Annotated in this window: 12 protein-coding genes; 2 read left to right on the forward strand and 10 right to left on the reverse strand. The window is 59.5% G+C overall.

What is annotated here, in order from left to right; all coding sequences use genetic code 11:
* Positions 1-77 precede the first annotated feature (77 nt).
* The 6 genes from H4684_RS19435 to H4684_RS19460 form a co-directional block, all read right to left on the reverse strand.
* Positions 78-899: a molybdopterin-dependent oxidoreductase gene (locus tag H4684_RS19435; protein WP_225940569.1), complete on the reverse strand. Its 822-nt coding sequence runs from the start codon at positions 897-899 to the stop codon at positions 78-80.
* A complete protein-coding gene (locus H4684_RS19440; protein WP_192625013.1) occupies positions 889-1,734 on the reverse strand; it encodes an HPP family protein in 846 nt (281 codons plus the stop codon). The genes H4684_RS19435 and H4684_RS19440 overlap by 11 nt, the downstream gene beginning before the upstream one ends.
* Before the next feature lie 311 nt (positions 1,735-2,045).
* Positions 2,046-2,378 (reverse strand): PilZ domain-containing protein, encoded by a 333-nt coding sequence (locus H4684_RS19445; RefSeq protein ID WP_192625014.1) that lies wholly within the window; start codon positions 2,376-2,378, stop codon positions 2,046-2,048.
* 84 nt (positions 2,379-2,462) lie between these two features.
* Positions 2,463-3,359, reverse strand: a complete 897-nt coding sequence (gene uvsE, locus H4684_RS19450; protein ID WP_192625015.1) for a UV DNA damage repair endonuclease UvsE — start codon at positions 3,357-3,359, stop codon at positions 2,463-2,465.
* A 24-nt stretch (positions 3,360-3,383) separates the two neighbouring features.
* Positions 3,384-4,655 (reverse strand): Y-family DNA polymerase, encoded by a 1,272-nt coding sequence (locus H4684_RS19455; RefSeq protein WP_092193556.1) that lies wholly within the window; start codon positions 4,653-4,655, stop codon positions 3,384-3,386.
* Entirely contained in the window at positions 4,656-5,117 is a 462-nt protein-coding gene (locus tag H4684_RS19460; protein WP_192625016.1) for a LexA family protein, read from the reverse strand. It abuts the gene before it with no gap.
* 114 nt (positions 5,118-5,231) lie between these two features.
* Here H4684_RS19460 and H4684_RS19465 point away from each other — a divergent pair, with 114 nt between their 5' ends.
* Complete coding sequence (locus H4684_RS19465) at positions 5,232-7,130, forward strand: molybdopterin-dependent oxidoreductase (protein ID WP_192625017.1); 1,899 nt, start codon at positions 5,232-5,234, stop codon at positions 7,128-7,130.
* Here H4684_RS19465 and H4684_RS19470 read toward each other — a convergent pair.
* The 4 genes from H4684_RS19470 to H4684_RS19485 all read right to left on the reverse strand — a co-directional run bounded on the left by H4684_RS19470 (position 7,124) and on the right by H4684_RS19485 (position 13,880).
* Positions 7,124-7,393: a hypothetical protein gene (locus H4684_RS19470; RefSeq protein ID WP_143077927.1), complete on the reverse strand. Its 270-nt coding sequence runs from the start codon at positions 7,391-7,393 to the stop codon at positions 7,124-7,126. The genes H4684_RS19465 and H4684_RS19470 overlap by 7 nt on opposite strands.
* A 195-nt stretch (positions 7,394-7,588) precedes the next feature.
* Positions 7,589-9,868 (reverse strand): ATP-binding protein, encoded by a 2,280-nt coding sequence (locus tag H4684_RS19475; RefSeq protein WP_192625018.1) that lies wholly within the window; start codon positions 9,866-9,868, stop codon positions 7,589-7,591.
* Positions 9,858-10,856 carry an ABC transporter substrate-binding protein gene (locus tag H4684_RS19480; RefSeq protein WP_192625019.1) on the reverse strand — a complete coding sequence of 333 codons (999 nt, stop codon included), beginning with the start codon at positions 10,854-10,856 and terminating at the stop codon, positions 9,858-9,860. The genes H4684_RS19475 and H4684_RS19480 overlap by 11 nt, the downstream gene beginning before the upstream one ends.
* Positions 10,857-10,955: 99 nt before the next feature.
* Positions 10,956-13,880, reverse strand: coding sequence for a PAS domain S-box protein (locus H4684_RS19485; RefSeq protein WP_092193550.1), 2,925 nt, complete (start codon positions 13,878-13,880; stop codon positions 10,956-10,958).
* A 500-nt stretch (positions 13,881-14,380) separates the two neighbouring features.
* Here H4684_RS19485 and yjjJ point away from each other — a divergent pair, with 500 nt between their 5' ends.
* Positions 14,381-15,703 carry a type II toxin-antitoxin system HipA family toxin YjjJ gene (gene yjjJ / locus H4684_RS19490; protein WP_192625020.1) on the forward strand — a complete coding sequence of 441 codons (1,323 nt, stop codon included), beginning with the start codon at positions 14,381-14,383 and terminating at the stop codon, positions 15,701-15,703.
* Positions 15,704-15,888 lie beyond the last annotated feature (185 nt).

Consider the following 15,888-nt stretch of genomic DNA (forward strand, 5'->3'; position numbering starts at 1 on the left):
CGAAAATCGAGACTTCTTCATCTTGCCCTCCGTGAGGCAATCTTTACCAGAAATCTCTATTTATCAATGGCTCGGTTTTAGGGGAAGGCTACAATCTCGCTCATGGCCTCCGGAGTCTTGTCCGCGAGGTAGTCCCTGAATTTGTCGAAGTCGCCTTCGCGAATCCAGTTTTCCACGAACGGTTTGTCGTAGAGTCCGTTCATGACGATGTGATGGGTCATGCCGGTGAACAGGGCCGTGTCTCCGGAAGGTTTGATGGGAATCCACCAGTCGGCTTTGGCCGCATCGGCCGTGAAGATGGGGTCTATGACCACGAGGACGGCCCCGCGATTTTTGGCGTTCAGTATGTCGCGGGGGATGGCTGCGTCATCGAGGCAGCCCATGGCGTGGCGGCCGGCGAGAATGATGACCCCGCCCTTGGGCACGGAGGCGAAGTTCGGGGGAATGTGATGATTGGGCACGCCGCCCATGGTCTTGATGCAGGCCACGATCTTGGCCGAGTCGCAGTGGGGCAGGGCGGTGTTGATGAAGCCGCCGTAGGCGTTCAGGAAGCGCCACTTCGGGTCGGTGATGGAGTGGGGAAAGAAGCTGGCCGTGAGCTTGTGCGCTTCGCCCCGGTCGCGCAGATCCATGAGTTTTCTGGTGATGGCGTGCAGCGCCTCTTCCCATGAGCAGGGTTCGAATTTGCCCTCGCCGCGCTTGCCGACCCGCTTCAAAGGGCGGGTCAGGCGGTCGGGGCTGTACTCCAGCGAGACTCCGGCCATGCCCTTGACGCAGGCCTTGCCCCTGGCCCTGGGGTTGCCCCGAATTTCCTTGAGCACGCCGTCCTCCACCCTGGCCAGGATGGCGCACTCGGCCTTGCACTGATAACACACGGTGGGAATCCATTTACTGTTCATGTTTTTCCTCCTTCGTGTTCGGCCCGGTAATCGGATCGGGCCCGTCCGTTGTCGGCGTCGTGGTGAGCGTGCACGTGTCTTTCACCTCCGTGACCAGCACCCGCGCGCCAAAGAAATGGTGCAGGGAAAGAATGGCAAGTCCTGCCGTCATGATCCAGAGTCCGGCAAGATACGTGGTCACGCTCCAAGGCTTGACGCACATGCAGAGCGTGGCCAGGAGGCAGATCCCGCCCCCTGCGATGTCGGGTTTGTCCATGCGCAGGTTGAACCAGGAACGCTCGCAGCCTTCGTCCGGGGCCGGGCACTCGAACCAGACGCGGTTCCAGATCACGGTGAAAAGTACGGCCAGGACCGCACCCCAGGCCATGTGCAGGGGCAGGAGCAGGGTGGAGGCAGGCAGGGGCAGGATGGCCGGAATGGCTGCGGTCGCGGCGGCCGGCGGATGGTCGGCGTCCAGGACCTGCATGAGCACGGCCGCGAGGGATACGGCCAGACCGAGCTTGACGGGGATGGCAAGGCTCGTGCCGCCAAACATCGCCTCCCCCGCCGCGACGCCCAGCAATCCGCCCACGGTGGAGATGAAATGGCCCACGATGACCGATTTGGGCCGGGCTACCCGCAGATAGGTGCAGGTTGCGCCGATGAAGCAGGTCGCGGCCAGCGGCGGGTAGAGCACTCCGATGCCCGTGGCGTCGCGGACCAGGGCGATGAGCGCCATGAAAAGGCCTGCCCCCGTCGATCCCCACAGAATTCTCGATAGGGAGATGACGCCGGGGCGATACAGATCCCGCCGGAACTCCCGCCTGTTTGGCAACACCAGCCGGATTTCGATCATGGCTGTCTCCGTCGATTTGTCGAGGACGTATATCCATGGCCATACGATGATTATTCGCCGGACGTAAAGGAGGTGCGGAAAATTTCGAAAAACTGGAGTTCAGGCGCGATTTCAGCAGGTTCGAGGTCTTTTTTGGAAGCAGTGACGGCCGGCGGATCAAAAAAGCCGCCCCGTGTGGTCATGGGCGGCTTTGATGCTTGTGTGCTGTAGGGGAAAGGTTCCGAATCGGATTGGTGCGGGCTAAAAAAGAATTACAGGCCGAAATTCGGTCTTTTTAAATTTCGTCTTTCACGATCAGGAACAGGGACGGTTCAGGCCGCCCTGGAGGCCTTTCCGCAGGCCGAGGCTTGCGCCATTTCAAGACCCACCCCGTACCTGCTCGAATACAGGCCGTCCTGGGGCGCGCACCAGCGGACCATGCCTACGCAGTAGTTTTCGCCGATTCTCCGTGCGGTTTCGTCCCCGGGGCGGAAGAGGATTTTCACAGGCTCTCCCTTGGTCAGAGGATGATCCATCTCGATCATGAGGCCGGTGTCGCTGTAGTTGACGACGCGGGACTCGAACGGGCCTTTGGCCGACGAGTACAGTTCGACACGGCAACGCTCCAGGCTGGCCTTGCGCGGTGATTTTCTTTTGTTGATCATGACAATTCCTCCCAAAAAGATCTGGAAAGCATCAGGCAGATAAGACAGGTTCCGGGCCTTGTCCATATATCCATGACAAAAGAATCATTGCCGTCCGTTCATGGCATGCATGATTCTGACCACGGCCAGTTCCTTGGCCTTGGCCTCGACGTCCACGGTCATGGACCGGCCCAGCCAGCACCGGGGAAAGTCGTTCTCGTCGATATAGTCCGCGTGGGGTTTGGGATTGCCCTGCCAGCCTTCGCGCGGGGAGGATATATGGACGTAGGGTTCCCGGCCGCGCCAGGTCGCCGCCGCGAGATCGGTGGCTTCGCATTCGTCCAGGCCGTCGGGGTTGCAGCGGTGGTGATGCACGTCATGGATCAGCGGCAGCCCCAGTTCCATGCACATGGGCAAAAGGTCGGTCACGGTGTAGCTCGCGTCGTCGTTTTCCACGGAGAGTCGCGTGGCCACGTTTTCGGGCAGGCGCCTGAACACTTCGGCGAAGCGGGCCAGGGCGGCGGGCTTGTCGCCGTAGGTGCCGCCGCCGTGAATGTTGATGACGTCCGCTCCGACCAGTTCGGCCAGAAAGGCGTGATATTCCAGCTCGCGTACCGAGTTCTCGACCACGTGGGCATGGGGGGAGGACAGGACCACGAACTGGTCCGGGTGAAAGCTCAGGCGGATGTCGTGCTCCACCGCGAACTTCCTGGTGGCGGACAGGCGCGTGGAGATTGTTTCGGCCCGGGGCAGATCCTCAAGTGCGTAGCCCACCTCGGGGTGGGTCATGCGCGGGAACAGGGGCGACATGATGCGGAATGCGCCGATGCCAAGCCGCTGCGCCGCCTGCACGGCCAGGAGCAGGTTGTCCGCGTTGTGCAGGCAGATGTCCGAGACCTTTTCCAGGGCCTTCTTGCGCTCCATGGCGGACAGAACCTTGGCTGTGGTGGTGCGGAAGGAAATTTCTTGGGCCAGGAAAAGACAACAGAGTCCAAAACGCATGGCGGTCCTTGCGGGGAAAAAGGGTTATCTGACCAGCGGCAGCTCGGCCCAGGACGTGGTGTAACAGGGGGAACGCCGCTCCTGGCGCATGTGCCAGCTCTTTTTGCCCAGACCCGAGGCGGCCAGGGTCAGGGAGCCCCGGCCGTGGACGGTGTTGATCCGGTCCATGACCCGCATGAGGGCGTCGCGGCGGGTTTTTTCCTCGCCGTGGGGCTCCAGGAAGGAGAGCTGGCGATTGCCCGCCGGGGAAAGATCAAGGAGGATCACCCCCGCCTTCTGGTATTTGTAGCCCGGCTTGTGGATGTCGCGCAGAATTTCCAGCGCCGGGCCATGCAGATCGAGGGTGTCGGCCGTGGGCGCGGCCAGGGCGCGGCATCGGCTCCCCGCGTACCGGGGACCGGGCTGAAAGCGGTTGGTTTCGAGAAAGACCTGCACGGCCGCGGCCACAAGCCCCTTGCGGCGCAGTTTCTCGGCGGCCCGCTGCACGTAGGCCGAGACCGCCTCTTCCAGACTCTCCAGGCTTTCTATGCGCGTGCCGAAAGAGCGTGAGCAGACCAGCGACCGGGCCGGGGGCGGGGTGTCCTCCAGGGCGATGCACGGGATCTGGCGCAGTTCCAGCGCCGTGCGCAGGCCGGTCACGGTCAGTTGACGGCGAATCCAGTCATCGGCCTGGTTTTTCAGGTCTAGGGCTGTATGCACCCCGCAGGAGCTGAGACGGAGCGCGCTTTTGCGGCCGATGCCCCAGATGTCGCCCGTGTCCATGTCGCCAAGAATCCTGTCGATATCCGCCTCGTCCTCCAGCAGACGCACGCCGTCGCCATCTGCCTTTTTGGCCAGCCGGTTGGCGATCTTGGCCAGGGTCTTGGTACGGGCCAGACCGACGCAGACCGGAATGCCGGTCCATTTCCGCACCGTGCGCCGGATCTCGCGGGCCGTTTCCAGCAGGGACGAGGTGCCAAGGCCCCGCAGCAGCAGAAAGCATTCGTCGATGGAATAGACTTCCGTTTCCTCCGCAAAGCCGGCCAGAGTCTGCATGACCCGCGCGGACATGTCTCCGTAGAGGGCGTAGTTGGAAGAGAAGACGTGCACGCCGTTGCGGGCGAAAAACGTCTCCCGCTTGTAGGCCGGTTCGCCCATGACGATGCCCAGGGCCTTGGCTTCCTGGGAGCGGGCAATGACGCACCCGTCGTTGTTGGAGAGCACGACCACGGGCTTTCCTTCCAGCCGGGGGGCGAAGACCCGTTCGCAGGACGCGTAGAAGTTGTTGCAGTCGACCATGAGGTAGAAGTCGCGCATCTAGAGCTTCCGGACCACGCCCGAGACCACGCCCCAAACGTGCAATTCCTGCTCCTCGGTCACGGCGATGGGCTTGTAGCAGGGGTTTTCCGGGGCGAGCATGGTCCGCCCGTCCTTCATGACCAGACGCTTGACCGTGAGTTCGCCATCCAGCACCGCGACCACGATTTTGCCGTGGGCGGGCTGTTCGGAGCGGTCCACGACCAGGACATCTCCATCGTTTATGCTCGCGCCGGTCATGGAATCTCCGCTGACCTTGACCATGAATGTGGCGGCGGGGTTGCGGATCAGATATGTGTTCAGGTCGAGGGCTGTCTCAATATAGTCATCGGCCGGGGATGGAAATCCGGCCGAAATGCGATCCAGGTAGAGGGGCGTGCCGTGGCTTGGCTCGGAGACTGCGCGGCCCAGGACTTCGAGGCGGCCCTGGCCCAGGGGGCGGGGATTGGGAAGGTTTGACATGCATGAACCATTGCCTCCCGTATTGGCTTCCGTCAACGTCGGCGTTAGTACTGTCACCGATAAATGAAAACACAGACGGGGAGTCCATGCTTAGCTTGTTCCCTGGGAGAATACATGATTATCACCGCATGCACCCTTGATTGTCCTGATGCCTGTTCCCTGCTGGCCGAAAACGGGGAAGATGGCCCACGCCTGCGCGGCAACCCGGATCACCCCTTCACGCGGGGCTTTGCCTGTTCCAAGCTCGACGTGCATCGCAGGCGCCTGACCAGCCCGCATCGCCTGCGTTCTCCCCGGCTCAAGGTCGGAGGGCGTTGGCAGGACATAGGCTGGGATGAGGCGCTTGGACTGTGCGCCGAGAAGATCGCCCTGTACCGGGATGAGCCCCGCTCCATCCTGCATGTGCGCGGGTCGGGCAACCGGGGCGTGGTCAAGGCGCTTTCGAACCTCTTCTTTCGCACTCTCGGCGCCACTGGCCTGCATGGGTCGTTGTGCGACGAGGCCGGGATAGAGGCCTGCATGAAGGATTTCGGCTGCCTGCGCACCAACGATGTTTCCGACATCCTGAACACTTCGGCGCTCATCAACTGGGGCCGCGATCTGGCCCGGGGTTCCGTGCACATGGCGGCCATGGTCCGGGCCCTGCGCAAGAAGGGCGTGCCCGTGGTGACCATCGCTCCGGGAGCGGACACGGCGCAGGGCTTCACGGATCATTTCGTGCGCGTAAAACCCGGAACGGACCGCTTCCTGGCCGCGGCCGTGCTGCGCGAGGTGCTGCGCCGCAAGGGCATCGCGCCGGAGGTGGCGGCCGGCTGCCATGATCCGGCGAGCTTTGAGGGTCTGCTGGCCGAAGCCGGACCAGGACTTTTGGAGTGGTGCGGGGCGCGGCCCGAGGACGTGGCGCTGCTGGCGGACCATTACGCCGGGCCTGCGCCCGTGGCGACACTTCTGGGCTGGGGGCTGCAACGCTATCGTTTCGGGGGCCAGAACGTGCGCTTCATCAACGCCCTGGCCATGCTCTCGGGCCAAGTGGGCAAAAGCGGCGGCGGGGCCTATTTCGGCCTGAGCTCCATGGCCAATCTCACTCTGCCCTGGAAGGCGAAGACGGCCTATGGCCGGACCCTGCTCATGCCCGATCTGGCCCGGGAGCTTCGCCGTGCCGATCCGCCCGTGCGCATGGCCTGGGTGGAGTGCATCAACCCGGCCAACCAGTTCCCGGAAGCGGGCGAGGTGGCCCGGGCCCTCGATGGGCTCGATTTCGTCGTGGTGGCCGACGCTTTCATGACCGACACGGCCGAGGTCGCGGACCTGGTCCTGCCTGTTGCGCTCATGCTCGAACAGGAGGATGTAGTTGGCTCATTTTTGCATGAATATGTTCAGTGGAGCGCCAAGGCCGTGGAGCCGCCCCAGGGTGTGCGTACGGATTACCGGATCCTGTCCGAGCTGGGCGCAAGGCTATCCCCTCCCGTGATTCTGCCCGAGCCCGAGGAAGCCTTGCGCCGGGCGCTCGATTCTGCGGCCCTTGAGACCAGCCTGGAAGAACTGCGCCGCACGGGATACGTCCGCTCGACCCATCCGGCCGTGGCCTTTGAGGACCTGCGTTTCGGGCACGAGGACCGCCTCTACCACCTGCCTCCCCGTCTGGACCCGCCGGTGGCGGCGACGCAAGCCTATCCGCTGCAGCTTCTGACGCTGATCAACCGCCGTTTTGTCCATTCCCAGATTCCGCCCGAAGAGCAGGGCGAAAGCCCGGTGGTGACGGTGCATCCGCGCACCCTGGAGCGCCTTGGCGTCACGCCCGGGGCGGGGTGGCTGGTTACGGAACTGGGGCGGCTTGAGGTGCTGCTCGCGGCGGACGAGTCCATGCACCCGGACTGCGTGGTCTACCGGCGTGGGCCGTGGGGCAAACTGGGCGGAGGGGTGAACCGTATCATCGGGTTCGTGGAGACGGACATGGGCGGGGTGGGCGCGTACTATGAACAGCGTTGCCGCCTGGAGCAGAGGGATCAGTAGCGGCCGTTCTTGACCGTGGTCACGTAGAGATCGTAATCGGGATCGTTTTCGACGTTGACGCCCGGGTAGGACGGCTCGCTCCACTCGAAGCGGTCATTCCGCCAGACGACCAGGGTGCGCCGCGCCTTGAAGGCCGCGTCCACATAGACCACTTCCAGGGTGTCTCGCGTGTCGTAGGCTGAAGCGTCGCAGACGATGCCGACCTTGGTGAAGGCCTGGCCATGGATGGTGACGGGATAGCCGGTTCTGATCTTGGGCCGCATGAACTGCTTTACCTGGCTGAAGTTTTGTCGGGAAGCCTTTGTGGCAGGAACTTTTTGCGAAATATCGCGCTTTTTTTGTTCTGCAAAGAGAAAATATCCGCCACGGTTCGTGGCGTGCAGTCGATGACCGGTATTATGATGCCGGTGCATGAAACATCGGCATGGGTCGGCTCTCAGGCGTGCGAGGCCGGTCGCTTAAAGTGATTTCTTGCCACATGCGTGCGCGATGACCCTGTTGAGATCCTCGATGGAGATGGGTTTGGCCAGGTATTCGTCAAACCCGTCCTCCAGGTATTTTTCCCTGTCCCCCTGAAGGGCATGGGCCGTGAGCGCGATGACGGGCAGGTCGCGTCCGAATCTGTCCCGGATATGGCGCGTGGCCAGGCTCCCGTCCATGACCGGCATCTGGATGTCCATGAGCACGCAATCCACGGTGGCCGTTTCAAGATGATCAAGGGCTTCCTGGCCGTTGGTGGCGCAGATGACCCGGTGTCCGAGTTTTTCCAGGGATTTTTGCAGGAAAAGCCGGTTGATGGGGTTGTCCTCGACGACCAGCACGGAGAGCCCGTGTACGGAGGGGCCGTCATCCTGCGCCGTGCCCTGCTTCGGTTCTTCCGGCAGCGCCCTTTCGACCGGGATGCTGAAGAAGAAGGTGGTTCCGGTCCCTTCCGTGCTCTGTACCGCGATGGAGCCGCCCATGGCTTCGATGAGCTGCTTGACGATGGCCAGGCCCAGCCCTGTGCCCTGGTAGGTCCTGGTTGGAAAGCGGGCCGCCTGGGTGAAGCGCTCGAAGATGCTGTCCAGCTTGCTTTCGGGGATGCCGCATCCGGTGTCCGATATTTCAAAATCAAGCATCATGCGGGCGCTGTTTTCCTTGGGAGTCACCCCTGTCAGGCGTAATTCTATTTTTCCGTTTTCGGTGAATTTGACCGCATTTCCCACCAGATTGAAAAAGATTTGGCGGATTCTGTTTTCATCGCCGAGCACTGCCTCGGGCAGTGCCTCGGTAAGGACAAGCGACAGGGTGACGCCTTTTTCCCGCAGGCCGCTATTGAAGAAGGCGACGGTGCCTTCCAGCATGCTTCCGGGGTTGAACGGGGTGTTTTGCAGATCGATTTTTCCGGCTTCGACCTTGGAGAAATCGAGGATGTCGTTGATGATGTGCAGCAGGTTCTTACCGGAATGGCGGATGAGGGCCAGATATTCCTGCACGCTTGGGCTCCGGGGATTGCCCAGAGCCAGTTCGGCCAGGCCCATGATCCCGGTCAGGGGCGTGCGGATTTCGTGGCTCATGTGTGCAAGAAAAAGGCTTTTGGCCTCGTTGGCCTCCTCGGCCTTGCGTCTGGCGGATTGCAGTTCCAGAAGAGTCTGCTTGCGGATGTGCGCGACCAGGGTCAGGGAAATGATGATGACGAGCAAGGCGATGACGATGCTGCCGAAGATCAGGAAAAGCCGCTTGTTGGCCTCGAAGATGCTCAGGGGCCGATGCGTGACGACGGATCCTTCAGGCAAGGCCTTTTCATCCAGGTTGAAGCGGGTCAGTTCCCGGTAATCGAAGAAGAAGCGGTTGGCCACTTCCTGGACTACGGGCAGGTCCGAAGGCGCGGTTCCGTCCAGGATCCGCAAGGCCATGCGGGCCGCGATTCTGCCGTGTTCGGCTCCGTTGACCAGTTTGCCGCCGACGATGCCGTGTCCCATAAAAAAATCCCAGAATCCGTAGATGGGGCTTTGCGTATTGGTCCGGATCAAGGCCGCGCTGGGACCGAAATCAAGCATGCGGCCATCCAGACCGGCGATGGCGGTGGACAGGAAGACAAGTGTTTTCGGGCTCAGGGTCGCGACTTTTTCCAGCAGGACGGGAGTGGGGATGTCTTGCCAGAAGTGAAAGCGCAGTCGCCCGGCATAGGAGGGCATGAGGTGCAGAAACTGGCTGCGGTTCGATCTGTCCGTGCTGGACAGGGCGCCTCCGATGATGACCACGTTGCGCGTGTCGGGGTGCAGGGCCAGGGCTGCGTCAAGGGTATCGCGCACGGAGATTATTTCCGACACGCCGGTGATGCCTTCCGCGCCGCCGAGCATTTCCGGCTGGAAGTTGTTCACGCCGCAGAAGATTATGGGCACGCCGGCAAAGAGCTCTTCGCGGTTTTGCAGCACGAAGCCGAAAGCCGCGTCGTCGGAGACGATGACCGCATCCACGGCGTGGCCGCGCACGTGGGTGGCGATCAACTCCGATTGCATCTGGAGCATGTGCTCCTTTGGATAGCGTTTGGCGTCCAGGTATTCGGTGCTGAGCGTGCAGGGCTTCCCGGAGTCGGTCAGGGTTTCGACGATGCCCTGGTGTATGTCGTCGGTCCAGCTCAGTCCCGGATTGTAGGAGTGAATGACCAGAATGTCGGGGGCGCTTTGGCCTTGCGCGCAGGGAACGCTCAGGGTCAGCAGCATCACGGTCAGCAGGTACAAGGCTTTATTCCACAAGTGCTGCAGCCTCCTGAAGGAGATCCTCGGGGATGTCGATGCGCAGTTTTCTGGCCATGTTCAGGTTGAACATGGCCAGGCCCTGCGTTGTGCTGACGATGGGAATGTTCCCGGCGCGCTCGCCGTCCAGGATGCGCAGGGCCATGCCCGCTGCCAGGGTTCCGTGTTCGAACCCGGTCTGGATGACTCCGCAGAGGGCCCCGTCGGCGACCGTGTAGTCGAAAAAACCCACGGAGGGCAGGCTCGCGTGTTCCCGGGTCCAGCGCATGATCTCGGGGCCCGGCACTATCCGGCCTTCGGCATCGGTCAGACTGTGGTAGTTCATGATGGCGAGGGCGTCGTGGGTTGAACCGCTGGAGTCAATCAGTTTTCGCCATTTTTCATAGGTGTCGACAATGATCCATTCGGCTTCGATGTCCGCCGGGGTCGAGGCACGCATCGCTCCGATCGCCGCCAGGCTTGAGGATCTGGAGTCCAGGAGCACCGCGACCCTGCGAACGTCCGGGCACAGGCGGCGCAGCAACTTCAGGCTTTCGCTCCAGGCGAGCTTCTCGACGACTCCCGTGACGTTGAACGCAGGATAGCCGTAGCGCGCCGGGTCCTGGTTGACTCCGCAGAAGACAACCGCCGGGGCCGAACTGTCGCCTGCGAATCGCGCCGCGAAATACTGCTGCGCATCGTCGTCGCTGGCGATGATCACGTCCGGTCTGAAGCTGCGCATCATCGCGGCCGCTTTTTGTCCCACAGCGGTGAGGGTTTCCTCGTCGCGGTTGATGTTGGCGTCCATGAATACGGTGCGCAGTTCGATCCGGCGCTTTGAGAGCATCCGCTCCAGGGCGTCATGGATGTCGGCGGTCCATGCGAAATTGCGGTCATAGCTGTGCACGATCAGGATCTTCCCGCCGGGAGCGTCCGCGGCCTTGCCGGGGCGGGAAGAGATCAGCGTGATGAGTGACAGCATGATGATGGTCATGATTATGCGGCGCATAATTTTTCCTGTCACACTATGTCGTGTGCCGCAATACGCGCGGGGCTTCGTGGGCGGGATCATGGTTTCCCTGACAATGGCCCGGAGGGCGGGAAGGGCTCAGGGGCCGACCTTCGTTTTGAGCGGCTTTTTCGCGCTCTCCCTGCGCAGCATCTCGGAGATGGCGTGCATCAGGTCCTTGATGTCGACAGGTTTGGACACATAGGCGTTCATGCCCGCGTCGAGGAATTTTTCCCGGTCCCCGTCCATGGCATAGGACGTCATGGCGATGATGGGAATGTCTTTCACCTGATCGCCGACCAGGCCCCGGCGGATGGACTGCGTTGCCTCGACACCGTCCATGACCGGCATCTGCACGTCCATGAGCACAAGATCGTAGGGCTCGCTCGCGAGGGCCTCAAGAGCTTGCTTTCCGTTCTGCACGTGCCTGACCGTGGCTCCGAAAGCGCCAAGGAGCTTGACGCCGAGGATGCCGCTGAAATGGTCGTCTTCGGCCATGAGCACACTCAAGCCGTCCAGGGCAGGGGCAAAAAAGGATTCGCGCCCCGGGACGGGTTCGGATTTTTCTGATCCCAGGGCGAAGGTGACGCTGAAATACATGGTCGTGCCCACCGCAAGTTCGCTGACAACAGAGATGTTGCCGCCCATGAAGGACACGAGGCGCTTGCAGATGGACAGGCCGAGGCCCGCGCCCTGATAGCTGCGGGTGTACCCTTCCGTGACCTGGGAGAAGGGCTGGAAAAGGCTGCTCAGCTTGTCGTCGGGGATGCCGATGCCAGAGTCGGCCACGGAGAAGAGCACCCGGCATTGTCCGTCATGCAGCGCAGGCAGAAGAGAGGCTTCGACGGTCACGCTGCCGGCCGGAGTGAATTTGAGGGAGTTGCCGACCATGTTGCCAAGGACCTGCTGCAGACGCGTCGCGTCTCCAAGGAGCTGGCGGGGGATGGCCTGGTCGATCAGGAAGCGGAGGGCCAGCCCTTTTTCCCTGGCCGTGGGCGAGAAGAGGTCCCCGGTCTGGCGCAGCACTTCGGACAGTTCCAGGGGCGCACTCTGGATGCTGAGCTTGCCCGCCTCGATGCGCGAGAGATCAAGGATGTCGGTCAGGAGCCGCACCAGCCGGTTGCAGGAATGGATCGCGGTGTCCGTGTAGTCTTCCTGGATGGGGTCGAGCTTGGTGAGTTGCAGGAGCTGGAGCATGCCCATGACGCCGTTCAAGGGCGTGCGGATCTCGTGGCTCATGTTGGCCAGAAATTCGGACTTGGCGCAGTTGGCGGCTTCGGCCAGATCCCGGGCCCGAAGGATTTCCTCTTCGGCCCGCTTGCGGTCGCTCATGTCCATGGCGATTTCGATGCGCACGAGGCGTCCGTCGGTCCAGGGGATGACCTGATCGAAGTTTCTGTACCATTTGCCGGTCACGGGGTTGAAACATTCCCAGGCGATGACTCCCCGGGGGCGACCGTGTTCGTCCAGCAGCCTGCCGTTCGTGCAGTGGCCACAGGGCGCGGATTCGTGGTTGAACGCTTCGTGGCAGAGCTCGCCGGTGCAGTCGCGCCCGAAGCTGTTCTTAATGTTCTGATTCATGAACAGGATGCGGTAGCTGGTCAGGTCGGACACGTAGACGTCCACGGGCAGGCTGTCGAGGATGGTCATGAGCGTCCGGTTGCTGCTCGCCAGCTCTTCCTGGGCCAGCCTGCGGGCGATGGCCGCGCCAAGGCTGGCCGAGACGATGTTCAGGACATGCTCCTCGATGGGCGTCCAGGAGCGCGGTGCGCGAACCGAATCGAAGCCGAGAAATCCCCACAGCGTGCCGTGCAGCTGGATGGGGACCACCAGGATGCTGATGATGCCCTGCGGTTCGAGAATTTCTTTTTCGTCAGCCGGAAAGTCGCGGACCAGTCCCCTGATGGCGCGTCCGGCGCGCATCTCGGTCAGCCAGCGAGGCGTCAGGTCGCTCATGGGCAGATTCTGGAGGTCCGGATTGTCGAGCTGGGTCGGGATTCCGGGTCGTGTCCATTCGTAGAGCTGACTGGTCAGCACTGCGCCTGAATCGGGCTGCTGCTGGTTTTTGAATATATAGACCCGGTCCGTGTCCGTGCCCTGGCCCAGGCGTGCCAGGACTTTGGCCATGGATTGCTCAAGATCGGGTTCAAGGAGAAGCTCAAGAGAGGTCCCGGCCGCAAGCTCCAGGGCCTTTTCGCGTAAAAGCGAGTTTTTTTCCGCGAGCTTGCGTGGCGTGATGTCGACAATCAATCCTTCGAGGGTCCTGACTTCGCCGTTTTGACCCTGCACGGGAATGCCCACTTCCCAGACCCATTTGGGCTGTCCGTCGGCGGTCATGATCTCGAATTCGAGCTGGATCGGGGCGAGCTTTTGGATGCCCTCAGTCCATTTTTTTCGGACATTGTGCTGGTATTCCGGGAGAATGAGGTCGGTGAATGAGAGACGTTTGCTGTGCAGCAGCTCTTCGGCGCTGTAGCCGGTCAGTCCGAGGCAGCCGTCCGAGACGAACTCCATGTTCAGTTCCGCGTCGTTGCGGCGGCGAAAGGCCATGCCGGGGAGGCTGTCGACGAGCATGGAGGTGTTCTTTTCCCTGGCCTCAAGTTCCGTTTCCATGCGCTTGCGCTCGGTGATGTCGGTGGTGAAGCTTTGGGTGTGCGAGATCCGGCCTTCGGCATCGCGCAGGATTCCGGTCTTTCCGGACACCCAGATGATGGCTCCGTCCCTGCGCGCAATCTGGAATTCCCGGGCGCCGTCATTCTCCGGCCCGTCCGCGATTCTCGAATGCTTTGCACCTGCCGCGTCATGGAGCCGGGCCGCGATGTCGGGGTCCGAGGCGATCAGGTCTTCAGGGGAGTCATAGCCGAGCATTCTCGCCAGTGCAGGATTGGCGCTGAGAAGTTTGCCGTCCGGCGTGGCCGTCGAGAAGCCGATGGGCGCGTTCATCAGGATGTCGTGCAACGCATTTTCCCGGCTCGGGCATTCCTGGTCACGGCGATTTTCCGTCGATGACAGGTGAGTGGGCATTCGCGACTCGCAAGGTTAGGGTGAGATGGCTGCCTGACAACCAGTTTTCATGAGCGATACTGGAATCTTGCCTTGAAAACTGCTTCAAGACCCATGCCGGAGGGGCATTCTTTTTCATTGTGTTTCATCATTTTCACGAAATATCAATCGATCGCCGATTATTTCAGTGAAAACAGTGAACAACGGCTTGGATGAACAGCCGTTGTAACGAGAGGAATGGCTCATGAATCGTCAAAACGCGTCCTGCCATGTTCAAGGGCACTAGCGATACGGCAGGCAACGCCGGATTCGGCGGATGACAAACAACAGCCCGGGCAGCCGGGCTGTTAGTTTCGTCTTGATTGACAAGATGTTTCACAGATCTTAGTATTCTATTCAAATATCATTCAAATTAATATTCAAATTATAATTTAATCTATTGATTTTTAGAATATTTTTGCCGTAAATTATATCAAAATTGCTAGTCAGAATTAGGTCAAAAGCGTTTTGTTGGGGGGTGTATGCCGTTATCATTAGTTGAATTTCTTGAGCAGGGGGCAGCTTCGTCTAAGGAGATTCAGGCTGCAACGGGATTGTCACAGCCTGCCGTCTCAAAACAGCTAAGAAGAATGGATCGCAGTATCGTAACAATTCGAAGCGGTAGGACTCCAAAGTATGTTATGACAAGAACCGCTTTTGGCGGTAGTGATAGGTTACCGCTGGCAATGGTGGATACTCATGGAAATACTGTGATTGTAGCGTATATCAGGCCGCTTGTGACAGGGGGATTTTATGTTGATCCATCAGCTGGTGCTTCTCAATTGCTATTGGGTTTAAGTAGAGATGGAATGTATGATGACCTTCCATATTATTTGCAAGATATAGGGCCTCAAGGGTTTCTTGGAAGACAAATTGCTAGAGAAATGCACGCTCAGTTTCAAGAGTTTCCATCTGATCCCAAGTGGTGGACGACAGATCATGTAGGAAGGTATTTAGTTTCAAACGGTGATGATTTGCCAGGAAACTTCAAGTTTGGCGAACAAGCTTTATTGCGTGTTCGTCGTAAACCCGAGGCTCTTGATGACTTTGAGTATCCTCGTATTGCTGATAAAGTAATGGAAGGTGAAGTTCCTGTATCTTCTGCTGGTGGTGAGCAGCCTAAATTTACAGCATTTAGCAAAAATAGTAGATCGCATGTTATTGTAAAGTTTTCATCGTCTGATGATAATTCAATATCGCGCAGGTGGAGAGACGTACTTATTACAGAATATCATGCAATAGAGGCGTTGCATAAGAAAAATTTTCCGGCAGCAGAAACAAGACTGTTGGAGGTAGAAAATCGGTTTTTTTTAGAATCTCAGAGGTTTGACCGTTCTGGTGAGTATGGTAAAATGTCAATGATTTCTCTTGCTTCTATTGACGCTGAATTTGTTGGACAAGGGTCCAGCTGGCCTTTGGTATTGGATAAACTGATGGATATAGGTTTAGTTTCCAGAGAGGATGTGTTTGATGCTGAGTTTATGTGGTGCTTTGGAAGATTGATTAATAATACTGACATGCATTTAGGAAATTTAAGTTTTTCAATTGATGGAGATGCGTTTAAGCTTCTGCCAGCATACGATATGTGTTCTATGGGTTTTGCACCAAAAAGTGGTGGTGAATTACGTCCATACTCATTTGTTCCTAAACATCCGCAACGTATTAACCTATCTGATAAATCATATGAAGTGGTTATAGATACTGCAATAGATTTTTGGAACAGAGTCGCTAGTGATGATAGAATATCAGACGAGCTGAAAGACTATCTAGCAAAGGGGAATCCTGTAGAGTTGATGATGAGGTAGGGAAGCTTTTATTCCTTGTTGAGTATATGAGTTGTGTGCGTCAAGTTCTGCAAATTCTTCCACAGCATAACGGGTATGCTCAAGCATATGGTGTAGTAGTTCATACTTGATCTGACAGTCGCCCTTTTAACGGGGTGCAGGTCTGTCGGATTTAGTTCAAGCCAGCGACCTTTTCCTGCCAGATG

The organism is Desulfomicrobium macestii (genome assembly GCF_014873765.1).
GTDB classification, from domain to species: domain Bacteria; phylum Desulfobacterota; class Desulfovibrionia; order Desulfovibrionales; family Desulfomicrobiaceae; genus Desulfomicrobium; species Desulfomicrobium macestii.